At 70.3% G+C, this 22,127-nt stretch carries 21 protein-coding genes; 12 read left to right on the forward strand and 9 right to left on the reverse strand.

The features are described from left to right. The first annotated feature begins 73 nt into the window (after nucleotides 1–73). From P7L68_RS10310 to P7L68_RS10335, 6 genes are all read left to right on the forward strand, one after another. Nucleotides 74–1,918 carry an ABC transporter permease gene (locus P7L68_RS10310; RefSeq protein ID WP_372004864.1) on the forward strand — a complete coding sequence of 615 codons (1,845 nt, stop codon included), beginning with the start codon at nucleotides 74–76 and terminating at the stop codon, nucleotides 1,916–1,918. Then, the gene (locus P7L68_RS10315) at nucleotides 1,915–2,688 is read left to right on the forward strand and encodes an ABC transporter ATP-binding protein (protein ID WP_372004866.1); all 774 of its coding nucleotides are present in this window, start codon (nucleotides 1,915–1,917) and stop codon (nucleotides 2,686–2,688) included. Before P7L68_RS10310 ends, P7L68_RS10315 begins: the two co-directional genes overlap by 4 nt. Next, nucleotides 2,685–3,407 (forward strand): ABC transporter ATP-binding protein, encoded by a 723-nt coding sequence (locus P7L68_RS10320; protein WP_372004869.1) that lies wholly within the window; start codon nucleotides 2,685–2,687, stop codon nucleotides 3,405–3,407. The genes P7L68_RS10315 and P7L68_RS10320 overlap by 4 nt, the downstream gene beginning before the upstream one ends. Before the next feature lie 206 nt (nucleotides 3,408–3,613). Continuing rightward, complete coding sequence (locus P7L68_RS10325) at nucleotides 3,614–4,798, forward strand: acetyl-CoA C-acyltransferase (RefSeq protein WP_372004871.1); 1,185 nt, start codon at nucleotides 3,614–3,616, stop codon at nucleotides 4,796–4,798. A gap of 143 nt (nucleotides 4,799–4,941) precedes the next feature. Further along, nucleotides 4,942–5,544 carry a hypothetical protein gene (locus tag P7L68_RS10330; RefSeq protein WP_372004874.1) on the forward strand — a complete coding sequence of 201 codons (603 nt, stop codon included), beginning with the start codon at nucleotides 4,942–4,944 and terminating at the stop codon, nucleotides 5,542–5,544. A gap of 50 nt (nucleotides 5,545–5,594) precedes the next feature. Further along, nucleotides 5,595–7,298, forward strand: a complete 1,704-nt coding sequence (locus P7L68_RS10335) for a Na/Pi cotransporter family protein (RefSeq protein WP_372004877.1) — start codon at nucleotides 5,595–5,597, stop codon at nucleotides 7,296–7,298. Nucleotides 7,299–7,307: 9 nt separating this feature from the next. Here P7L68_RS10335 and msrA read toward each other — a convergent pair whose 3' ends face one another. Continuing rightward, nucleotides 7,308–7,946 (reverse strand): peptide-methionine (S)-S-oxide reductase MsrA, encoded by a 639-nt coding sequence (gene msrA, locus P7L68_RS10340; RefSeq protein WP_372004880.1) that lies wholly within the window; start codon nucleotides 7,944–7,946, stop codon nucleotides 7,308–7,310. Between the two features lie 197 nt (nucleotides 7,947–8,143). On the opposite strand from msrA, the gene P7L68_RS10345 reads away from it, so the two are divergent. After that, nucleotides 8,144–8,995 carry a tellurite resistance TerB family protein gene (locus P7L68_RS10345; RefSeq protein ID WP_372004883.1) on the forward strand — a complete coding sequence of 284 codons (852 nt, stop codon included), beginning with the start codon at nucleotides 8,144–8,146 and terminating at the stop codon, nucleotides 8,993–8,995. Here the strand turns inward: P7L68_RS10345 and P7L68_RS10350 are convergent. Continuing rightward, nucleotides 8,955–9,908, reverse strand: a complete 954-nt coding sequence (locus tag P7L68_RS10350; protein ID WP_372004886.1) for a LysR family transcriptional regulator — start codon at nucleotides 9,906–9,908, stop codon at nucleotides 8,955–8,957. The genes P7L68_RS10345 and P7L68_RS10350 overlap by 41 nt on opposite strands. Before the next feature lie 99 nt (nucleotides 9,909–10,007). On the opposite strand from P7L68_RS10350, the gene P7L68_RS10355 reads away from it, so the two are divergent. Then, nucleotides 10,008–10,676, forward strand: a complete 669-nt coding sequence (locus P7L68_RS10355) for an NAD(P)H-dependent oxidoreductase (RefSeq protein ID WP_372004889.1) — start codon at nucleotides 10,008–10,010, stop codon at nucleotides 10,674–10,676. Between the two features lie 28 nt (nucleotides 10,677–10,704). On the opposite strand, the gene P7L68_RS10360 is transcribed toward P7L68_RS10355, so the two are convergent. The 3 genes from P7L68_RS10360 to P7L68_RS10370 form a co-directional block, all read right to left on the reverse strand. Next, nucleotides 10,705–11,061 (reverse strand): MFS transporter, encoded by a 357-nt coding sequence (locus tag P7L68_RS10360; RefSeq protein WP_372004892.1) that lies wholly within the window; start codon nucleotides 11,059–11,061, stop codon nucleotides 10,705–10,707. Next, nucleotides 11,046–11,948, reverse strand: a complete 903-nt coding sequence (locus tag P7L68_RS10365) for a sugar-transfer associated ATP-grasp domain-containing protein (protein ID WP_372004895.1) — start codon at nucleotides 11,946–11,948, stop codon at nucleotides 11,046–11,048. Before P7L68_RS10365 ends, P7L68_RS10360 begins: the two co-directional genes overlap by 16 nt. Before the next feature lie 299 nt (nucleotides 11,949–12,247). Further along, nucleotides 12,248–12,415, reverse strand: a complete 168-nt coding sequence (locus P7L68_RS10370; protein WP_372004898.1) for a hypothetical protein — start codon at nucleotides 12,413–12,415, stop codon at nucleotides 12,248–12,250. 227 nt (nucleotides 12,416–12,642) lie between these two features. Here P7L68_RS10370 and P7L68_RS10375 point away from each other — a divergent pair, with 227 nt between their 5' ends. From P7L68_RS10375 to P7L68_RS10390, 4 genes are read left to right on the forward strand one after another with little or no spacing between them, the layout of a single operon-like run. Next, nucleotides 12,643–13,467, forward strand: a complete 825-nt coding sequence (locus tag P7L68_RS10375) for a hypothetical protein (protein ID WP_372004902.1) — start codon at nucleotides 12,643–12,645, stop codon at nucleotides 13,465–13,467. A 10-nt stretch (nucleotides 13,468–13,477) separates the two neighbouring features. Beyond that, the gene (locus tag P7L68_RS10380) at nucleotides 13,478–14,329 is read left to right on the forward strand and encodes a sulfotransferase domain-containing protein (protein WP_372004906.1); all 852 of its coding nucleotides are present in this window, start codon (nucleotides 13,478–13,480) and stop codon (nucleotides 14,327–14,329) included. Between the two features lie 49 nt (nucleotides 14,330–14,378). Beyond that, nucleotides 14,379–14,645, forward strand: coding sequence for a PqqD family peptide modification chaperone (locus tag P7L68_RS10385; protein WP_062767920.1), 267 nt, complete (start codon nucleotides 14,379–14,381; stop codon nucleotides 14,643–14,645). Nucleotides 14,646–14,649: 4 nt separating this feature from the next. Continuing rightward, nucleotides 14,650–16,578: an asparagine synthase-related protein gene (locus P7L68_RS10390; RefSeq protein WP_372004909.1), complete on the forward strand. Its 1,929-nt coding sequence runs from the start codon at nucleotides 14,650–14,652 to the stop codon at nucleotides 16,576–16,578. Here P7L68_RS10390 and P7L68_RS10395 read toward each other — a convergent pair. The 4 genes from P7L68_RS10395 to P7L68_RS10410 form a co-directional block, all read right to left on the reverse strand. After that, on the reverse strand, nucleotides 16,553–17,563 hold the full coding sequence (locus tag P7L68_RS10395) for a methyltransferase domain-containing protein (protein ID WP_372004912.1): 1,011 nt from the start codon (nucleotides 17,561–17,563) through the stop codon (nucleotides 16,553–16,555). The two genes, P7L68_RS10390 and P7L68_RS10395, sit on opposite strands and share 26 nt — an antisense overlap. Then, complete coding sequence (locus tag P7L68_RS10400) at nucleotides 17,563–19,683, reverse strand: TonB-dependent receptor (RefSeq protein WP_372004915.1); 2,121 nt, start codon at nucleotides 19,681–19,683, stop codon at nucleotides 17,563–17,565. Before P7L68_RS10400 ends, P7L68_RS10395 begins: the two co-directional genes overlap by 1 nt. Before the next feature lie 85 nt (nucleotides 19,684–19,768). Beyond that, complete coding sequence (locus tag P7L68_RS10405) at nucleotides 19,769–20,956, reverse strand: MFS transporter (protein WP_372004918.1); 1,188 nt, start codon at nucleotides 20,954–20,956, stop codon at nucleotides 19,769–19,771. Between the two features lie 106 nt (nucleotides 20,957–21,062). Further along, nucleotides 21,063–22,046 (reverse strand): helix-turn-helix transcriptional regulator, encoded by a 984-nt coding sequence (locus P7L68_RS10410; protein ID WP_372004921.1) that lies wholly within the window; start codon nucleotides 22,044–22,046, stop codon nucleotides 21,063–21,065. Between the last annotated feature and the right edge of the window lie 81 nt (nucleotides 22,047–22,127).

Raw genomic sequence — 22,127 nt, forward strand, 5'->3', positions numbered from 1 at the left:
GGTGTAGAGTGGTGCACCCGATCGCCCGCAGACCCTGTCTGCCGCCCGGCCCCAGCTTTAGCGGATCTTCTGCTTGGACCTGATCCTCGCCCAGTTCCTCACCGGCCTTGCCAGTGCGTCCTCGCTGTTTCTGGCGGCGTCGGGGCTGTCGATCATCTTCGGCGTGACCCGGATCGTGAACTTCGCCCATGGCGCCTTCTACATGCTGGGCGCCTATCTGGCCTGGACCTTCGCCGGGCTGTGGGCGGGCGCCCTGGGCTGGTGGGCGGCGATCCTGGCCGCGGCAGCGGTGACCGCGGCGCTGGGCGCCATCACCGAGATCGTTCTGCTGCGCCGGCTCTATCGTGTGCCGGAGCTGTTCCAGCTGCTGGCGACCTTCGGCCTGACGCTGGCGGTGCAGGATATCGTGGTGCTGATCTGGGGCCCCGAGGATCTGGTGGGCCCGCGTGCCCCCGGGCTCGACGGGGCGGTCACGATCATGGGGCAGGCGCTGCCGACCTATGATCTGGTGCTGATCGCCGCCGGACCGATCGTGCTGGCGGGGCTGTTCCTGATCTTCCGCCGCACCCGTTTCGGCATTCTGGTCCGGGCGGCGACCCAGGATCGCGACATGGTGGCGGCGCTGGGCGTGGACCAGCGGCTGCTGTTCACCGGCGTCTTTGCGCTGGGCGTGTTCCTGGCGGGGCTTGGCGGTGCGCTGCAACTGCCGCGGGCGGCGGTCTCTCACACGATGGATCTGTCGATCATCGTCGAGATCTTCGTGGTGGTGGTGATCGGCGGGCTGGGCAGCATCACCGGCGCCTTCCTGGCCGCGGTGATCGTGGCCGAACTGAACGCCTTCGGCATTCTGGTCCTGCCCGAAATCTCGCTGGTGATCGCCTTCCTGGTGATGGCGGTGGTGCTGGTGGTGCGACCGCAGGGGCTGCTGGGCCGGGCCGAGGCGCCGGCGCGCGGGGCCGCGGCCGGTTTCGTGCGCAGGCCCTGGGCGCCCTGGCCGGTGCCGCTGCGTGCGGCGGTGATCGCGGGGCTGGCGGTGCTGGTGGCGGGCCTGCCCTTGGTGACCGGCGGCTATGTGCTGGGGGTGGCGGCCGAGATCGCGATCTTCGCGCTCTTCGCCCAGAGCCTGCAGTTTCTGATGAGCACGGCGGGCGTGGTCTCGTTCGGCCATGCCGCCTATTTCGGGCTGGGGGCCTATGGCACGGCACTGGCCGCCACCGGTTTCGGCCTGGCGATGGGGCCGGCCGCGGCGGCGGGCGTGGCGCTGGCAGGCGCCGGGGCGGTGGTGTTCGGCTGGTTCTGCGTCCGGCTTTCGGGCGTCTATCTCGCCATGCTGACGCTCGCCTTCGCCCAGATCGCCTGGTCGATCGCCTTTCAGTGGGTCTCGGTGACCGGCGGCGACAACGGCATTCTGGGCGTCTGGCCGCCCCGCGCCGTGTCGGACCCTGCGGCCTTCTTCCGGCTGGCGGCGGTGGTGGCGATCGCGGGCGTGATCGTGCTGCGCATGATCACCTTCGCGCCCTTCGGCCAGGCGCTGCGCGCCCTTGCCGATGCGCCGCGCCGGGCCGAGGCGATCGGCCTCGACCGGCGGCGGATGCAATGGGCGGCCTTTGTGGTTGCAGGCATGATGGCCGGGCTTGCCGGCGTGCTTCATGCCTATCTGAAGGGCAGCGTGTTCCCGGACGTGCTGGCCATTCCGCTGTCGGTCGATGCGCTCGCGATGGTGCTGCTGGGCGGCATCGAGACCGTGTCGGGTGCCGTTCTGGGGGCGGGCGTATTCCGCGGCCTGTCGATCTGGCTGACCGCCAGCACCGATCTTTCCAAGCTGGTTCTTGGCCTGCTGATCGTGGTGGTGGCCGCCCTGGTGCCGCGCGGGCTGGGCGGCCTGCCCGCCCTGCTGCCGGGGAGACATCGACGGTGACGCTGGTGCTGGAGGCGGACGGGCTGGTCAAGGCCTGGGGCGGGGTCCGCGCGGTCGACGAGGTGTCGATCCGGGTCGAGGCCGGGCGGATGCTGGCACTGATCGGCCCCAATGGCGCCGGCAAGTCGACCTGCTTCAACCTGCTGAACGGCGAGCTTGCCCCCGATGCCGGGCGGGTGGTGATGCTGGGCACCGAGGTGACCGGCTGGCCGCCGCGGCGGATCCGCCGTCTGGGGGTGGGGCGCACCTTCCAGATCACCGAGGTTTTCGGCTCGATGACCGTGCGCGAGAATGTGCAGGCGGCGCTGATTGCGGCACGGGGAGAGAGTTTCCGCTTGTTCGGCCGCGCCGACCGACGGCATATGGATACTGCAAATGCCTTGCTGCATCGCACCGGCCTGGGGGAGCAGGCGGGGCGGGCGGCGGGCGAGCTTGCCTATGGCGACGTCAAGCGGCTGGAGCTGGCGATCGCCATCGCCAACCGGCCGAAACTGCTGCTGATGGACGAGCCCACCGCCGGCATGGCGCCTGCGGAACGGGCCGGGCTGATGCAGCTGGTGTCGGCACTGGTGCGCGAGACCGGCATGGGGGTGCTGTTCACCGAGCACGACATGGATGCCGTTTTCGGCCATGCCGACCGGCTGATGGTGCTGCATCGCGGCCGGGTGCTGGCCGAGGGCCGACCCGACGAGGTAAGGACCGACCCGCGGGTGCGCGAGGTCTATCTTGGTGGCGCCACGCTGCCGGACGGGAGGGATGAGACGAGATGACCGATGGGCCCGCCCCGCTGTTGGCCGTGGAAGAGCTGAGCGCCTTCTATGGTTCGGCGCTGATCCTGGACGGGCTGTCGCTTTCGGTCGCACCGGGAGAGGTGGTGGCGCTGCTGGGCCGCAACGGTGCCGGCAAGTCGACCGTGCTGAAGGCCGTGCTGGGGCTGGTGCCCCGCCGGCTGGGCCGGGTGACCTTCGAGGGCACCGATATCTCGCGCCTGCCGACCCATGAAATCGTCCGCCGCGGCATCGGCTGGGTGCCCGAGGACCGGCGGATCTTCACCGAACTGACCACGCTGGAGAATCTGGAGGTCGGCCGGCGCGACGCCCGGCCCGGCGCCCCGCACTGGACGGTGGAGACGCTGATCCGGCTGTTCCCCAACCTGGCCGAACTGGCCGACCGGCCGGCCGGGCGGATGAGCGGCGGCGAACAGCAGATGCTGACCATTGCCCGCACGCTGATGGGCAACCCGTCGCTGGTGCTGCTCGACGAGCCTTCTGAAGGGCTGGCACCCCGGATCGTGGAAGAGATGACCCGGATGCTGGCGACGCTGAAGCGCGAGGGGCTGGCGCTGCTGCTGTCGGAACAGAATCTCGCCGTCGCCCGTGCGCTGGCGGACCGGGTCTATGTGATGGAGAAGGGGCGGGTACGCTTCACCGGAACGATGGCCGAGCTGGATGCCCGGCCGGATGTGAGGGATGCCTATCTGGCCGTCTAGGCCAAGGCTGCCGATCATCCCGCAGGTTGAGCCCGATACCGCCCTGCGAAATGTTTAGCCGGCCCTGTTGACACAAACGTTCGTATGAAAGAGCCTTGTTTCCGAGAGAAGGTGCCGCGGCCGGGAGGGGGTCGCCGGCGCCCGCCTGCGTGCAGATCAGCCCCGCATACCCGCAAACCGGGATGCCCGTCCGAGGAAGCGCTCCTATGACCGAAGCCGTCATCGTCTCCACCGCCCGCACGCCGATCGGCAAAGCCTATCGCGGTGCCTTCAACGACACCAGCGGCCAGCAGCTTGCCGCCCATGCCATCCGCCATGCGGTCGCCCGCGCCGGCATCGACCCGGCCGAGGTCGAGGACGTGGTGCTGGGCTCGGCTCTGCAGCAGGGCTCGACCGGCGGCAATGTGGCGCGTCAGGCGGCGATCCTCGCCGGCCTGCCGGTGACCACTTCGGGCACCACCATCGACCGTCAGTGCAGCTCGGGCCTGCAGTCGATGGCGCTGGCCGCCCGCGCGATCATGTACGACAAGGTGCCGGTCGCCGTGGCCGGTGGCGTCGAGTCGATCAGCCTGGTGCAGAACGACAAGATGAACACCTATCGTGCGGCGGATGAAGAGATCCTGCGCATGAAGCCGGAACTCTACCTGCCGATGATCGACACCGCCGAGGTGGTGGCCGCCCGCTACGGCATCAGCCGCGAGGCGCAGGACGAGTACGGGCTGGAGAGCCAGCGCCGCACCTTCGCCGCCTTCGAGGCCGGCCGCTTCAAGGACGAGATCGTGCCGATGACCACCACGATGCTGGTGGCCGACAAGCAGACCGGCGAGATTTCGAAGCGCGAGGTGACGCTGGACCGTGACGAAGGCATGCGCGGCGACTCCACGCTGGAAGGCCTGTCGTCGCTGAAGCCCGTGCGCGGCGAGGGCAAGACCGTCACCGCCGGCAATGCCAGCCAGCTGTCGGACGGCGCCTCGGCCCATGTGCTGATGAATGCGAAGCTGGCCGAGCAGAAGGGCCTGCAGCCGCTGGGCATCTTCCGCGGCTTCCAGGTCGCCGGCTGCGAGCCCGACGAGATGGGCATCGGCCCGGTCTTCGCCATTCCGCGCCTGCTGGAGCGCAACGGCCTGAAGATCGACGATATCGGCCTGTGGGAGCTGAACGAGGCGTTCGCGGTGCAGGTGCTCTATTGCCGCGACAAGCTGGGCATCGACCCCGCGAAGCTGAATGTCGACGGCGGCGCGATCTCGGTCGGCCACCCCTACGGCATGTCGGGTGCGCGCCTGGCCGGCCATGCGATGATCGAAGGCAAGCGCCGCGGCGTGAAGTATGTGGTGGTCACCATGTGCATCGGCGGCGGCATGGGCGGCGCGGGCCTGTTCGAGATCGTCTGATCCGGCAGCCGCCGTCTCTGTCTGCTGCGACCGCCCGGCGGATCTTCCGCCGGGCGGTCGTCGTTTTGATCTGAAGCATTGTGCATGACCGGGCTTCGTGGAACTCTGCACCGACGTCCACCGCAACGGAGTTGCCGAGCCCCATGGAAGGCAGTCCCCGCATGCTGCTGCCCTGTCCCTTGACGCCGCTGGCGGTCGAGGTGTGGGAGCTGCGTGACGATCTGCCGGACAACCCCTTCGACCAGTACGAGGTGCGCCAGCTGATCGCCCCGGACGAGCAGGAGGCGGAAGAGGTGGCGCTGGGCCTGCTGACCGTCTTTGCCGATATGGGCATCGACGAGGTGGAGAGCCTGCAGCTCGACTGGCTGGCATCGGGCATGTCGGGCATGGTGCCGACCGCCGGCGGCTTTCTGGGGCTGCGCGCGGTGATCTATGCCATGCAGGTGGCGGGGATCGGCCGCGAGGATCTGGCGCCGGTGCGCGACTATATCCGCGCCTTCAACGAACTCTGCCTGCGCCGCTGGCGGGCGGACGGGCGCGAGGCGGATGCCGCCGTCCTTGCGGCCTGGCTGGACCATTTCGACGAGCATTGGGCGGTCTTCCTGGGGGCCTGGCAGGCGGCGCATGCGCCAGAGGGGGCGGATGAGGACGCCCCCGCCGAAGAAGACACTGCCGAAGAAGACACTGCCGAAGAAGACTCCGTCGAGGACGGGCCGGGGGAACCCGGGGACGACGTCGCCGGTTGACCCTGGGGCCGCAGAGGGCGGCCATCGGATCAACCCCCGGAAACCCAGCAATGACCGCCACCCTCATCGATTTCGCCGGTTTCGTCGCCCTGCTGCTGTGGGGGACGCATATGGTGCAGACGGGGGTGCAGCGGGCGGCGGGTGCCCGGCTGAAGCTGTGGCTGGGCCATGCACTCCGCGGCCGGCTCAGCGCCTTTGCGGCCGGGATCGGCGTGACCGCCCTGCTGCAGAGCAGCACCGCCACCGGGCTGATGGTCACCGGTTTCGCCGCGACCGGCATGCTGGCCCTGGTGCCGGCGCTTTCCGTGATGCTGGGGGCCAATGTCGGCACCACCCTGATCGTGCAGCTGCTGGCCTTCGATGTGCAGCTGGCGGCGCCGCTGCTGGTGCTGACCGGGGTGGTGGTGTTCCGGCGCCTGGAACGGGGCCGGTTGCATGATCTGGGGCGGGTGGCGATCGGGCTGGGGCTGATGCTGCTGGCGCTGGATCATCTGAGCGGCAGCCTGGCGCCGCTGGCCGGCAGCCCGGCGGTGCGGACCCTGATAGGCCTGCTGCAGGCGGCCCCGGTGGCGGCGGTGATGCTGGCCGCCGCCCTCACCTGGATGGCGCATTCCAGCGTGGCGGTGGTGCTGCTGGTGATGTCGATGGCAGGGCAGGGGCTGGTTGCGGGGCCGATGGCGATCGCCCTGGTGCTTGGCGCCAATCTGGGCACCGCGATCAACCCTGTGCTGGAGGGTGCGGGCGGCGACGACGTGCAAGCGCGGCGGCTGCCGCTCGGCAATCTGATCAACCGGATGATCGGGGTGGTGGCGGCGCTGATCCTGATCCAGCCGGTCTCGGTCGCCATGGGCCGGCTGGTCGGCGATCCGGCGCATATGGTCGCGGTCTTCCACACGCTGTTCAATCTGACGGTCGCGGCGGCGTTCCTGCCGGTGCTGCGCCATTATGCCGGGCTGCTCGCCCGGCTGCTGCCGGTGCGGGCGACGCCGGCCGATCCCGCCCGCACGCTCTATCTGGACGAGGCGGCGCGGGAGACGCCCGAGGTGGCGCTGGGGCTTGCGACCCGCGAAGTGCTGCGCATGGCCGATGTGCTGGACGACATGCTGGCCGGTGCGCGGGCGGCGCTGCGCAGCGGCGAGCCGGGCCCGGCCGCGGCGCTGAAGGGGCTGGACGATGTGCTCGACCACGTCAACCGCGCGCTGAAGACCTATCTGGCGGGCATCGACCCCGCACGGTTGAGCCCGGCCGACGAGCGCCGGCTGACCGATCTTCTGACCTTCGCCACGCGGCTGGAACAGGCGGGGGATACCGTCGATCGTGGCCTGCTGCCGACGCTCGCCAAATGTCGCAAGCGCCGGGTATGGCTGTCGAAAGAAGGGCAGGGGGAGTTGCTGCGCCTGCTCGACCGGCTGCGCGACAATCTGGCCCAGGCGGCCGCCCTGCTGATGACCCGCGACCTGCGCGCCGCCCGGCTGCTGGCGGCGGAAAAGGCGGTGTTCCGCCGCCTTGAGGGCGAGGCGACGCTGGCTCATTTCCGCCGCCTGCGCAGCGGCCGGCCCGACACCGCCCTGACCAGCGCACAGCATCTGGACCTGCTGCGCGACATCAAGCTGATCAACTCGCAGATCGTCGCCGCCGCGGCCTATCCGGTGCTGAACCGCGCAGGGGAATTGCTGGCGAGCCGGGTTGCCGGGGAAGAGATGGCAGAAGAGGCGCGGGAAAACGGGGCGAGGCCGTCACCGCCGCGACGGTGACGGCCGGCCTCAGTCACGCGGCTTCAGCTTTTCGGGGTAGGCCGCCTTCAGCTTGGCGACTTTCGGGGCCGAGACATGGGCGATATAGGGCTGGTTCGGGTTCCGCGCCGCATAATCCTGGTGATAGGCCTCGGCCTCGTGGAAGAGATCGAGGGGGACGAGTTCGGTGGCGACGGGGCGGTCGAAGACCCCGGCCTCGTCGATCGCACGGATATAGGCCTCGGCCACCGCCTTCTGGCCGTCATCGGCGTAGAAGATCGCCGAGCGGTACTGGCGGCCGACATCATTGCCCTGGCGGTTCACCTGGGTGGGGTCGTGGGCGACCGAGAAGAAGATCTTGAGGATCTGGCCCAGATCGATCACCCGCGGGTCGTAGCGGATCCGCACCGCCTCGGCATGGTCGGTGTCGCCGCCGCAGACCGCCGGGTAATTGGCGGTGTCGGCCGTGCCGCCGCTATAGCCCGAGGTGACGTCGATCACGCCGGCCAGCTCGCGATAGACCGCCTCCACACACCAGAAGCAGCCGCCGGCCAGGATGATCTCCTGTTCGGTGGTGCCGGCTTCGAGCGGGGCCGCCGGGGGCGGTTCGGGGAAGCGTCCGGGGGCGGGGCCGCGGTTGCGGCCGAGGATGCCGTCGAGCAGGCTCATCTCGAACTCTCCTTCGGGGACGGTGTCCTGACCAGATGGGAGCGGCGGGCGCCCGGATCCAGGGGGGGCCGGTGTCCTTGCCGTGCCGTGTCCTTGCCATGCCAGAGGACGTCCACGCCTTGAACCATGTCTTCAGGCGGACCATGTGCCGGAGACCACACGGCCGGTGCCGGATCTGTTCGCAGGGAGACACGACCATGGATGCCAGAAAGCTGCTCGACCAGGTGATGGGGGCGGCGTCGTCCCGCAGCGCGCAGGGCGGCAGGCTGCCCTCGGGCCATTCCTCCGGGGGGCTCCCCTCGGGGCTGGGCGACATGCTGGGCAAGGTGACCGGCGGTGCCAGGGGTGGCGGCGGTGCCAAGGGCGGCGGTACTGGCGGGATCGGCTCGATGATGGGCGGGTTCGGCGGCGGCGCCGTGACCGGCGGGCTGGTGGGGCTTCTGTTCGGCAACAAGAAGGCCCGCAAGACCATGAAGAAGTTCGGCGGCGGCGCGCTCGGCTATGGCGGCGCCGCGGTGCTGGGCGCGCTGGCCTATCGGGCCTGGGCCGACTGGCGGTCGGGCAAGGCGCCCGAGGCCGCGGTGCCGGCCCGGCCCGATGATGCGGCGGCGGCAGAGCCCGCCTTCCGGCCGCTGGACACGATCAGCGATCCGGCCGAGGCCGAGGGTTTCGCAATGGCGGTGCTGAAGGCGATGATCGGGGTGGCCAAGGCCGATGGCCATATCGATGCCGAAGAGCGCAGCCGGATCTTTGCCGAAGTGGAGCGCCGCGATTTCGACCCCGAAACCAAGGCGGCGATCTTCCAGGTGCTGGATGCCCCCGTCTCGATCCCCGACATCGCGGCTGCCGGCACCAACGAAGCCCGGGCGGCCGAGATCTGGCTGGCGGCGCGGCTGGCGGTGGATGCCGACCATCCGGCCGAACGGGTCTGGCTGGACGCGCTGGCCCATGGGCTGAAACTGCCGGCACCGCTGGTGGAGCATCTGGATCGCCAGGCGGTGATCGGTCTCAACGATCCGGGCCAGGAGATGGATCCGGCGCGGAACTGATCGCGGCATCGATCCGGGCTTCGAGCCAGTCGAGGCCCGGATCGGGCGCGGAAGCGGCGCGGCGCATGACGCCCAGATCATAGCCGGCCAGCGGCAGCGGTGGCGGGTGGAGCGCCACGCCGAACCGTGCGGCATGGTGGCGGGCCACACGCTCCGGCAGGGTGGCGACCAGGTCACTGTCGGCGACCACCGCAAGCGCCCCCATGAAATGGGGCACGGCCGCAACCACCCGGCGCGACAGGCCGCGTTCCGCCAGCACCTCGTCGATGGTGCCGGTGAGGTCGCCTGCGGCCGAGACCAGGATATGGGCGAGGCCGGTATAGGTGCGCAGGTCGGGCGGGCCGTCGACGAAGGCCGGATGGCCGTGGCGCGCGGCCAGCATATAGCCTTCATGAAACAGCACCCGGCAGATCAGCCGGCCGGGATCATAGCTGGCAAGCCCGATCATCAGATCCACCTCGCCCTCCAGCAGGGCGCGGACCGCCCGGACCCGCCCGAAGCTGACGAAGGCGAGGCCGAGGCCCGGTGCCTCGGCCGCAAGCCCGGCGAGCAGCCGTGGGCCGATCACCGAAATCGTGTTGTCGAAGGCAGCCACCCGGAACACCCGCTGCGCGGTGCGCGGGTCGAAGCCGCGTGCCGTGCCGATGGTGGCGGCGAGCGCATCGAGCGCGGCACGTACGGGGCCGGCCAGGGCCAGTGCCACGGGGGTGGGCTCGATGCCGCCGGCGCGGCGCAGAAAGAGCGGGTCGCCATAGATGTCGCGCAACCGCCCCAGCGCATGGCTGATGGCCGAGGGGGTGAGGCCCAGCCGCTCGGCGACGAGGGTCAGCCGGCGGTGCTTCAGCGCCTCGTCGAGCACCAGCAGCAGGGTCGGGTCCAGCCTGCGAAGTTGAACAGGATCGAAATCGGTCATGAAGCCATTTCGGTGGGGTTCATCTTTCTCCGGTTCTACACCTTGAGGGGACCGGCGGGCCAGCCGCCGGTGCACTGCCGCAACCGGAGACTTCTCCCCATGCATGCCCTCATCGTTCTGTCTCATCCCGAACCGCAGAGCTTCAACGCCGCCATGGCCCGGCGGGCCGCCGCCGCGCTGACGCAGGCCGGCCATACGGTCGATCTGGCCGATCTCCATGCCGAAGGCTTCGATCCGGTCTCGGACCGGCGGAATTTCACCACCACCGCCGATCCCGCCTATCTGAAGCTTCAGGCGGAAGAGATGCAAGCCACCGGCGCGGGCGGTTTCGCGCCCGATCTGGAGCGCCAGATCGCCCGGCTGGAGGCGGCGGACCTGCTGATCCTGCAGTTTCCGCTCTGGTGGTTCGGCCTGCCGGCGATGCTGAAGGGCTGGGTGGATCGCAGCTTCGCCATGGGCCGGATCTATGGCGACGGGCGGATGTACGACACCGGCCGGTTCCGCGGCCGGCGGGCGCTGCTGTCGCTGACCACCGGCGGTGCCCCGGCGGGCTATACGCCGGACGGGCTGCATGGCGATATCGACGGCGTGCTCCGCCCCATCCGCCGCGGCATTCTGGAATTCGTGGGCTTCGAGGTGCTCGCGTCGGAAGTGGTCTGGCAGCCGGCCCGGCTGACCGGGGCCGAGCGCGCGGCAGCGCTGGACCGCTGGGCGGCGCGGCTGGCGAAGATCGGGACGGAGGCGCCCCAGGGCGCCGGGCGGTACTGATCCGGCGGCGGTCAGCTCCAAGCCCCGGTCAGGCGCAGGCGGCGGCGCGGTCGCGGCTTTCGGTCAGCGCCCGGGCGCCGGCAAGGCAGGCGGCGAGGCCGAGTGCCGCCACCAGCGCGAAGATCATGCGCCAGCCCGCGGCATCGATGATCGCGCCCGAGGCGATCGGCCCGAAGGCGAGGCCGACGCCGAAGGCGGTGCCGACCAGGCTGAAGGCCCTGAGCCGCGCAGGCCCGTCGACTGTCTGGGCCAGGGCCGTCATGCCGCCCGCCAAGGCGGCGGCTGCCGCCAGCCCCTGGGCGGCGCGGGCGAGATCGAGCATGAGGATGTCGGGGGCGAGCCCGGCCGCGGGGTAAGCGGGGCGTTCCCTCAAGCCGGAAGCCATGCCCTGAGCAGCGGTGGCAGGGAGGCTGTCTCCAGGCCGAACACGCCCGGCAGCGTGGCAAGGATCCAGTTGCCGCCGGTATTGCCCTCCAGCATCACCATGCCGCAGGTGGAGGGGATCAGATCCCAGTGCACCAGGGCCAGTCCCGGCAGGGCGGTCATGGCGCCGAGAGCCATGGCAACGGCATCTTCGAAGCCCGGAAGAGTGCGCCCCGCGAGACGGGCGTTGTTCCAGGGCAGGCGGGGTATCGGACGGCGCGGGGCGCCCAGCAGGATGCCGGCGGCAAGGCGGCCACTTGCGGGATCGACCGGTACCTGGATGCCGCCGTGCAGGAAGTCGCGCGGGTGGCGGTCCGGAACCGGGACCGTCAGCAGGGCTGACTGCAGGAAGGGCGCCTCGTCGGGGCGTCGGGCGGTGGCCAGCCGGAGGACGGGTGCACGGTCCGCCGTGGCCAGATCGGCGAGGGCGGTACAGGGTGCAAGATGTTCCTGGACCAGCAGGTCATCGGCCCCCAGCAGTCGGTTCAGCCGGGCAGCCAGGGCCGTGGCATCGACCGGCTGAGCGTCGATCTGCCAGCCGCCGCCGTCATGACGAAGCCCGAAGGCACCGGCACCGCCATGGCCATGGCGCGGTTTGACGAACAGCCCCGCGCCGGCCGCTGCGACCGGAACGAGCCGGTCGGGATCGACACTCTGTCCCTGCGAGAGCACGACCGGGGTCGCCGGGAAAACGGCACCCGCTGCGGTCAGCCGTGCCGCTGCGGCCATCTTGTCGGCAAGCAGGACATGAGCGGCCGGATCGCCCAGCCGGGCGAGCAGCAGAGAGGCGGCCCTCTGCGGCAATGGGTTGTAACCGCCATGCAGTCCCCGCCACAGATCGACATCCAACGGTGTGCCGCCGGTCGCGATGCAGTCGCGGTAGAGGCGCCATGCGGCCCCGGCGCCGAGGCCTCTGCGTCGGGCATACCGCCAGCAACTCGCGCTCGCAGCCAGCGGGTGAGCTGTGCGGTCGCCAAGTCGGAGAACAAGACGCAAAAACACCGGCCGCTTCTGCCGCCAGGAAGCGGCCGACCAGTCCCTCAGATCTGCAAGATCAGGATCGGAAGAGGCTTGCCAGCCTTCTCCGTCCCAGGGCAGACCCCGCCACCAGTTGCAGGGTGTCCGGGTACGTCCGGTGCCTGAGAGCCTCAGGAGCCGGGCTTGAGGAAGCTGGGGCCTTCGATGCCGGAGGTTCCGGTACCGGTGGTGAAGGCGGATACGTCGGCATCGTTCAGCACCGGCTTGTTCCAGGGCTTGCGTGCCCCATGGCTGTCCGTTGCATCGGTGGAATACATAGGCAGAGGGGGCTGGACCATGCTATGTGCACATCCTGAAGAGTGAAGTAATATGGCAAATGTAGCATTGAGAGATGGTCCGCCCAATGGAAAATCTTCAGAGGGGCCGGCGTGAGGATAACATTCTCCATATGTATGACGCGACATTTATTTATAGAACGTCAGGGTTGCTGGTGCGATCGGGCGTTTCCTTCGCCGGAGCCGTCTCGCAGAGGGATACCGGGCGCAATCGGCCCGATGTGATCGTCATGCGGGGGGATTGTCCCGCCAGCCTGGACGCGCCTCGTCATCGCGGCCCCTGCTGGGCTGCGGACGACCGGCACCTGCTGCTCGACCTGCCGGGGATTGGTCGGCTGCTGGCGGCCGACGGCGAGCGGGTGACCCTCGATCCGGCACCGGGTGTCCCGGTTGACGACATGGCGGCGTTCGCGGCCGGGATCGGTCTGTCGGCCATTCTTCATCAGCGCGGCACGGGGCTGGTGCTGCAGGCGTCGGCCGTGCTCCTGGATGGTCGGGCCCATCTGTTCTGCGGCCCGCCCGGGTCGGGGAAGTCGACGCTGGCGGCGGCGTTGTGCCAGGCCGGCGGGGGGCTTGTCGCCGACGACCGCTGCGTGATAGAGCCGGCGGAGCCGGTTCTGGTCCATCCCGAGGGGCTGGGCCTTCAGTTGCGGTCGGATGCCTTGTCGTGGCTGGGTCTGGAAGACCGGGCCTGCACACCGGTACGTGGAAGGGGGGCGAAGGTGGTACTTGCCCCGCCGGAGCACACGCCGTCGACAGTACCCCGGCCTGCCGCGCCTGTGCCCGTGGCGTCCATCCAGGTCATGGCTGACATTCCCGGCGATGGGATGGCCATGATGACGCGCCTGCCTGCGCTGCCGGCCGCACAGCTGCTGCTGAACCAGATCCATGCCCGGCGCCTTGCCCTGGCCTGGCCGGCCCGGGTGCAGCCGGCGGGCAGGATTGCGGCAGTGCTCAATCACGTGCCGGTCTACCGCCTGGACCGCCCGCGCGATCTGCGCCGCCTGGGCGAGACCGTCGATCTGGTTCTGGCCATGTCGGCCGACATGGCGTGAGGTGCAAGAGATGGCATCCTTCCCCGCCGGCGCCGTCTGGCTCGCGTCTTATCCCAAATCAGGCAATACCTGGATGCGGGTGTTGCTTGCCAATCTCATGGCGGGCGGTGCGGCCCCCGTTGATATCAATGCCCTGCCCGACGACTACGCCGTGACGTCGCGACGGCAGTTCGCCGAGCATATGCTGATCGATGCCGACCTCCTGACCCCGGATGAGCTGGAGCGGCTCCGTCCCGCCTTCAATGCGGCGGTGTTCCAGCCTCTCGAAGGGCCGGCCTTCTGCAAGACCCATGACCCGTTTTTCGGCAGGGACGGAGCCGGCAGGGCGCGTGTGCCGGTATTGGGAACGGCGGCACGGGCGGCGGTCTATCTGATCCGGGATCCGCGGGATGTGGCGATTTCCTTTGCGCATCACATGGGTGCCGATATCGATGAGGCCATCCGGCGGATGGGTGATGGATCGGCCGTCATGGGCAGTGCCGCGCAGCTTTCCCATCACCTGGGCGACTGGGCTGGTCATGTCGAAAGCTGGACCCGTCAGGATCTGGTGCCGGTGGCGGTGATCCGTTACGAGGACCTTCGCCGGGACACGCATGGTTGTTTCGCAGCGATGCTGAAGCGGCTGGGCGTCGCGGCGACGGCGGCGGAGATCGATCGGGCCGTTGCTCATTCCAGCCTGAAGGCGCTGCAAGGCCAGGAACGTCTGGCCGGCTTCCGCGAGCGGCTGCCGGGCCAGGACCGGTTCTTCCGGTCGGGACGCGTAGAAGGATGGCGCGACGTGCTGAGCACGGCGCAGATCCGGGCGATCGAGGATCAATGCGCCGCGACCATGATACGCTGGGGATACGCCCTGGCGGGTTGATCCCGGCGGGTGATCCATGTGGCCTGTTCCCTTTCTCCGGGATGATCCGATGACCGAGATCCTGCGCCGCGCAGACGACGTTTCCGCCGTAACAGGCGACGGCGAGACGCTGCTGCTGAACCTCTCCACAGGCCTCTGGCACGGTCTGGACCCGATCGCAGCACGGATCTGGGAGATGCTCGCCGAGCCGATGGATGCAGACGGCCTTGTCGCCCGCCTGGTGGCCGAATACGAGGTGACGCCCGAGACCTGCCGGGCGGAGATCATTCCGCTGCTCGACCGTATGCGGGCACGCGGCCTGCTGGCCGGAGGCTGACCCGATGCGGCTGATCTGCGGCATGCTCCGGCTGGATGGCGAGCCGGCTTCAGACCGGCATCTGGATGCCATGGCCGCGGGGCTGACCGCGCCGGGCACAAACCCCGGCCTGTCGCGCCATATCGACGGCCCGCTGGGGATGGCGGTGCTGGATTTCACCGGCGGCACCGACGGTCTGGTCCGGCGGGAGGGGCTGGTTCTGGCCCTGGATACAAGGCTCGATCGGGGCCTCACGGACGAGGGCGCCGCCGTCATCGGCGCGATCCGCCAGCACGGGGCCGATTTTCCCGACCATCTGCATGGTGATTTTGCCGTGGCGGCCTGGGATGCGGCGCGCGGAGAGCTGATCCTGGGCCGGGACTATATCGGTGTCCGGCCACTGGTCTGGACCCTGCAGCCCGGCCGTCGTCTTGCCTTTGCCAGCCTGCCGGCCGGGCTGATCGCGGCGTCACCCGAACGGGCCGCGCCCGATCCGGTCGCACTGGGCCTGCTGTTGGTTCACGGCTATTTCGTCGGCGCCGATACCGGCCATGCGGGCATCGCCATGCTTCAGGCGGGGCACAGCCTTACCGTGCGGACAGGAGAGGGCCGGCCCCCCCGCCTGCACCGCGCCTATCGGCCCGATCCGCGTCTGGTCGGGCGCTGGCGTGGCGACCGGCACGAGGCGGCGGCCAGATTGCGTGATCTGGTGACTGAGGCCGTGACCGACCGCTTGCCCCCGCAGGGCGTCGTCGCCAGCCATCTGACCGGTGGGCTCGACAGTTCGGCCGTGACCGTGCTGGCGGCGCGCGGCATGCGGGAACGCGGCGGCCGGATACTGGCACTCAGCAAGCTGATGCCGACTGCCATGGGGCCGGCGGACCTGGATGAGCGGCCGCTGATCGCTGCCGTGCTGGCGCAGGAGCCGGATATCGTTCATGCCGGGGCGCCGGACCTGCTGCCCCTGCCATCCCAGCCCCAGCATCCCGACTGGCCGGGTCTGCCACTGGACGGACCGGAGGATGACATGGCTGCCGCTGCGGCCGCCTTTGGCGCCGATCGCATCCTGAGCGGTGTGGGGGGCGATGAAGGCGCCAGCTATCACGGTGCCAATCTTTATGCCCGGCTGCTGCGCGACGGCTGGCTGAGGACGCTGGCGCGTGAATTGCCGGCGCGGGCAAGACGGGACGGGGTCAGCCTGAAGCAGGCGGTGCGCGGCCGGTTGATCGGGCCCCTGCTGCCGGACGGTCTTGCCCGCAGGCTGGGGGTATCGGTCGGTCGGGGCCAGCTTTATGGTTCGTCGAAGGGGGTGGCCCGCTTCCTCGCGCCCGGGCTCCGCGACGCGGTCGAGGCCCGACGGATGCGGAAAGTCCTGGTCAGCAACGACCCCGAAGAGCGGGTGGCTGCCTTTGCCGACCACCACATCCCCTCGCGCTGCAGCTTCTATGCGATCACCGCGGCACGGCGCGGGCTGGCAGCCTCGTTCCCGCTGCTCGATCGCCGGGTGGTTGACTTCATCCTGTCGCTGCCGGCAGGCCTGTTCCTTGACGATGGCTTCGCCCGCCAGCCCTTCCGGGCGGCGATGGACGGCATCCTGCCCGACACGGTGCGGCTGAAAGCGCACAAGGTCGGGCTCTATGACGATCGCTTCATTGGTTATGCCGACCATCGTGCCGCCCTGCTGGCAGAGGTGGACCGGCTGGCGGCACGGAGATCGGAGATCGTCTGCCGGCTCTTCGATCTGACCGAGATCCGCGCCGCGCTGGCCCTGTTACCCGATGCGGCCAACGCGCTGGATTTCGTGCGGACACGACCGGGCGACCTTCATGGCGGTGTGCCGCCCTGGCTGCCGCTGATCGCGGTGCACTGCCTGATAGTTGCGCGGCATCTGGACGATCATGCGGCAGTCACGGGCGGGGGGAGTGGTGTCACCCCCGCCCGCAATCCATCCTGAACGGGCCGAAGGCGGTCTCGACCAGCCGGCTGTCGATGCGGGTGAAGCCGGCTTCGGCCATGGCGGCGGCGATGGTGCCGTCGTCGAAGGAGCGGTCCTGACCGCGCAGCGCCGGGACAAGGCGGCCGGTGACATGGGTTTCAGGGGCGGTGCGTTCGGCCGTCAGCGCCTCGTGCAGGGTGACGAAGACCCCGCCGGGGGCGAGGGCCCGGCGGATGCCGGCCAGGACGCGGACCAGATCGCGGGCGTAATAGAGCGTCATCGAGGTCCAGATGATGTCGTAGCCGGTGCCGAAGCCGGCCGCGTTCATGTCACCTGCAATGACCGTGGCGGGCCGGCCGTCCAGCCGGGCGCGGATGCGGTCTGCCATCGGCGGCAGGTCGAAGACGGTGATGTCGAGCTGCGGGTGCCGGTCGGCGAGGCGGCAGGCCAGTATCTCGGATCCGGCCCCCAGATCGAGCAGGCGGCGCGCCGAGGGCCATTCGGGCAGGCGGGTGAGCAGGTCGAGGGCGGTGTCGGCACCCATCGCCCGATGAAAGGCCCTGAGGCTGTTGGCCGAGCCGTCCCAGAAGGCGGGCGACGCCATGTCGGGGGCGGGGGCCGGCCCGGGATCGGCGAGCAGGCCCGCGACGTCGCCATGACGGAGCCGCGGCAGGGTGAGGAGCAGGTCGCGCATCGACCGCGCGCCATCGGTCCTGAGCAGCGGGGCGGCCTCTGCCGTCAGGCCGTAGCGGCCGCGGGTCTTGTCGAGCAGGCCCATGGCGGCAAGGCCGTCGAGCACGCGGCCGAGCCGGGTGGCATCGAGGCCCAGGGATCCGGCGAGATCTGCGGCCGTGGCCGGCGGGTCGAGCCGGTCGAACAGGCCGAGATCGAGCGCACAGGCGAGCAGCTGCCAGCGCAGGGGCGCCTGGATCAGATCGAACAGCCGGCCGGCGAGGCCGTCGCGGCCGGGGATATCGATGATGGGGAGCGTGCGATCGCGCATCACCAGCTTGCCTTCACCTGGAGGCTGACCTCGCGGCCGGCGCCGTCTTCGACCAGCTGGCCGAGCGGCACGCCGACGGCGCGGGCATAAACGTTGCGGTCGAAGATGTTGCTGGCCTGAAGCGAGACCTCGATGGTGCCGAAGCGGTAGCCGAGGGCGGCATCGGCCAGGGCGAAGGCGTCCTGCGACAGCGTGTTGGCACCGTCGAAGTAATAGGGGCCGGAGCCGTTGGCTGCGACCAGGCCGAACCAGCCGTCGCCCCCCGTGCTGCCGCCCTGGTCGTAGCGCAGCCCCGCCGACCAGGTGGCCTCTGCCGCCATCGGCAGGCGGTTGCCGGAATAGTCGACCGGCACCAGCGTGCCGCCGCGGTTGACGGTGGTGCGGTAGGAACTGGCCTCCGCCTTCTGCAGACCGCCGGTGGCGAACCAGCCCCAGACCTCGTCGATCCGGCCGTCGAGGGCGAGTTCGGCGCCGTAGATGCGGGCCTCTGCGGCATTGGTGATGGTGGTGATGCCGCCCGGTTCGAGATCGAGAATCTGGCGGTCGGTCGAGGTGGTGTGGAAGAGGGCAAGGTCGGCGACGACCCGGCCGCCGAACAGCGCGGTCTTCACACCGGCCTCTGCCGTCCAGCTGTGTTCGGCGCCATAGGTCAGGCTGTCACGGCTGGTGGCATTGCCGTAATTGTAACCGCCGGGCAGATAGCCGCGGGCGTAAGATGCGTGGAGCATCGTCTCGGGCGCCACGTCCCAGGCGAGCGAGATCTTGGGCAGAAGCGTGGTGTCGGTGATGTCTGCGTCGAAGCGGCTGCTGCCCGCCGCGTTGGTCAGCCGCATCCGGCCGCTCTGGTCGATCCGCTCCACCCTGGTCCCCAGGGTGACGCGCAGATCCGGGGTGAGGCCGTATTCGGCCTGGCCGAAGCCGGCGATGCCGGTCTGGTCGATCGATGTTTCGCGCGTCACCCGCGGCGTGCCGATGCGGAAATCGAGATCGGTGCGGCTGACATAGCCGTAGAGCCCCGCGAGCCAGCGCAGCCGGGCATCATCATCCGGCGAGGCGATGCGCAGTTCCTGCGAGACGGTATCGTCCTTGTGGGAGGAAAGCGTGGGCAGGGTGGGCAGCGGCGTGCCGTCCAGATCCATCCGGAAATCCCGGGTGTAATGCGTCCAGCCGGTGATGGCGGTGAGATCGACCGGCCCGGCACGATGGTCGATGCGCAGCGACTGGATGGCCGTCACCGTATCGTCCCACGAGGCGGCGTCGTAATTGGTGACATTGCGGGGCGTGGCATAGGGGCCGGTCAGGAAGCGCAGCCGCTGCTTGCCGAGATCGGCCCGCTCCACCACGCTTTTGAGCGAGATGTCGGTGTCGTCGTCGGGCAGCAGGGTCAGCCCGCCGGAAAAGGTCAGCCGATCGGTGGACGCGCCGTCATCGGCGCCGTCGGTGAGGTTGAGACCGGGGCCGCGGGCCTGTTCGGCCCGCAGCGCCACGGCGCCCGCGGCCTTGTCGGGCGCGATCGGCCCCGAGACCCGGCCGCTGACGGTCCAGCTCGGGCTCCAGCCGTCGGCGCCGTCTTCGAACCCCAGGATGGCGCGGGCTTCGGCGCCCGCCTGCCAGTCGGGATCGGCCGTGTCGGTACGGATCAGCCCGGCTTCGGTGTTGCGGCCGTACAGGCTGCCCTGGGGGCCTTTCAGGATCTCCATGGTGCCGGGATCGGGCAGGCGCGGCGCCTGTACCGCGCCATGGGGCAGGGCGACGTCGTTGACCGTGAAGCCGAGCGGATCCTGCAGGGCGGTGTTGGCGACGGTCATGCCGCGCATCACCACCCGGGTCTGCACCGAGGACTGTTCGATCAGCACATTGGGCGAGTGTCGGGCGATGCCGGCGAGGCCACCGGCGAGCGGACCGGCCTGATCCTCGGGCGTGAGCAGGTCGACCGTGCCGGGGGTTCGGCGGACATCCTCGGTCCACTGGCGGGCCTCGACCAGGACGGGCGCGAGGCGGACGACGGTTTCGTCCTCGCCCGCCACGGCCGGACCCGTGACGAGCGTCGTGCCGCCGGCCAGCAGCACGGGGACGGCGGAGGCGAGCAGGCGGGTGCGGACCCTGCGATGCGTGGTCATGGGCGTCTCCGGAAGGCGCTGGAATGAGATGGGCGAGGCTAGCGCCGGCACGCGCCGCCGGCGCCCTTATGGCGAACGCCGACCGTCATCCGGCGAAAGCCTCGGACCGGCGCCGGAAGGCGATCCCGGCGATGACGGCGAGCAGGACCGCCCCCGCCCACCAGGGCGCGGTGGGGGAGAACTGGTGCAGCATGGCGCCGAGCATCGGCCCTGCCGCCATGGCGAGGCCCTGGGCCATGCCGTTGATGCCGGCGGCGCGGGCCTGGGCGCCCGCGGGCGTGGCCAGGCTGAGCCCGGCGAGATTGCCGGGCAGCAGCAGGCCGAAGCCGGCACCGAGCAGGACCATCGCGATCTGGAGCCAGAGGATGGCAGGTGCGGCCGCCGCCATGGCCATGGCGAGGAGGGCGAGCACGGCCCCCCTGCGCACCAGACGGGCCGGGGCCCAGCCCAGCCGGCCGATCACCAGACCCTGCGTCGCGACCATGGCGAGGGTGGTCAGGGCGAGGAGCGCACCGCCGCGTTCGATGGAGGCGGCGGGGGCGAGGCCGAACTGATCCTGGAGGCGGAGCGCCGTTACCTGCTGAAGCTGGGCATAGGCGGCAAGGCCGGCGAAGGTTATGGCAAGGAAGGGCAGAAGCCGGCCGAGCGGCGGGCGCGGCGTGGCGGTGGTGGCCGTGGATACCGGCCGTGCCGTCGCCCGCAGCACCAGCGCCACCAGAAGCGTGCCGGCGGCGATGGCGGCCGAAAGGACCAGCAGCGCCACGGCCGGCGATGCGCCGCCCAGCCGCCAGGCGGTCATGCCGCCCAGAATCGAGCCCAGGCCGAAGGCGGCCCCCATCATCCCCATGCCGCCGGCCCGGCGGTCGCGGGCGGTGACATCGGCCAGAAAGCCCTGGGCGGCGGGCATGATCCCGGCCGATATGGCGGCCTGAACCAGCCGTGCCGCGAGCAGCAGGCCATAGGCGCGGCCGGCATCGAGCCGGCCGCCATCGAGGGCATCGAGGGTCCAGGCGAGGAGGGCGGGGAAGAGGGCGGCGGCGGCAAGCCCCGCCACCAGCACCGGCCGGCGGCCGATCCGGTCGGCGACATGGCCCCAGACGGGCCCTGCCACCACCATCAGCAGGGCCGAGAGGCCGAGCAGCAGCCCGGTTTCAAGATCGCCGAAGCCGCGGGCACGGCCGAGCGGCGGCAGGGTGATCAGCAGGAAGGCATGGCCGGCCCCGTTTGCGGTAAGGGCGGCAAGCAGGGCGGCGACGGCTGGACGGGTCGACATGGGCGCACGGGGCTCCGGATGGGCGGTCGGAGGGGAGACCATGCCCTGTCCGGAAGCTGCGCGCCGTCATCTGGCGAAAGGGTGGCGGGGACGGGGGAGACGCCTTCTATCCGCGCCGGAAGGCCGCCGGGCTGGTGCCGTGGCGGGCGCGGAAGGCGGCGGCGAAATGGCTGGAGCTGCTGAAGCCGCACAGGAAGGCGATTTCGGTGACGCTGGCCTCGCCCCGTTCCAGCGCAAGGCGGGCCTGGTCCAGCCGGCGGTCGCGCAGCCAGGCGAAGACCGTGGCGCCATAGGCCTTGCGGAAACAGCGGTTGAGGCGGACATGGCTCATGCCGGCCAAGGCTGCCAGTTCGTCGAGCGATGGCGGTTCGGCCATGTCGGCCAGCAGCCGGTCGGCGACCCGGGCGACCGCGCGGCGGTCTTCGGGGGCGAGCAGGCCGCCCGGCGGCTCGGGGGCATGTCCGGGCCCCAGCCAGTCGGCGAGCAGGCCGAGCGCCGTGCTTTCGGCCCTGAGCCGATCGATGGCCGTGGCGAGCGGATTGCCGGTGAGGGCGGAGAGCGTCGTGCGGGTCCCGACCCGGCCCAGGCGGCGGGCGCCGGTGCCCTTGCAGGCGATCCCCGCTTCGGCCAGGACCGCGGCGACGCGGTCGAGGTCGAACTTGACCGCGAGCATGCAGGCCTGGTCCTGGGCGGGGGTCAGGCGGCTGATCGGGGCGTCGTCCAGACGGAACAGCCAGACATCCCCGGCCTGTACCTGATGCGTCAGGTCGGGGCGGCCGCAGCCGAACAGGCTGGTGCCCGACAGGCCGAAGGCGAGCACGCCGACCGCGCCGCCATGATCGATCCGCGAGCGATAGTCGGCGTCCAGCCGGCAGGTGCTGGTCGTCAGCGTGATGCCGGGGCCGGGGCGTGCGGTCCGGAAACGCACGGCACCGCCGCCCACCGCCAGCGCATGATCCTGCCAGCCGGCACGGCCGGTCGACAGCCGGTCGAGCAGGCGCGGCCCCACGCGGAATTCGCTGCCGGCGCGCAAGCCGGTGCGCGCAGGGCCGGCAGCGGCGGGGAGAACAAGGGCAGGATGGTCGGTCATGGCTGGCGGATCCGACGGTTGCGGGATGCCGTCAGACTAGCAGATCAAATTATGAGAATGATAGTGATTCGCAGAATATCG

The sequence above is a fragment of the Tistrella mobilis genome (assembly GCF_041468085.1).
GTDB classification, from domain to species: domain Bacteria; phylum Pseudomonadota; class Alphaproteobacteria; order Tistrellales; family Tistrellaceae; genus Tistrella; species Tistrella mobilis_A.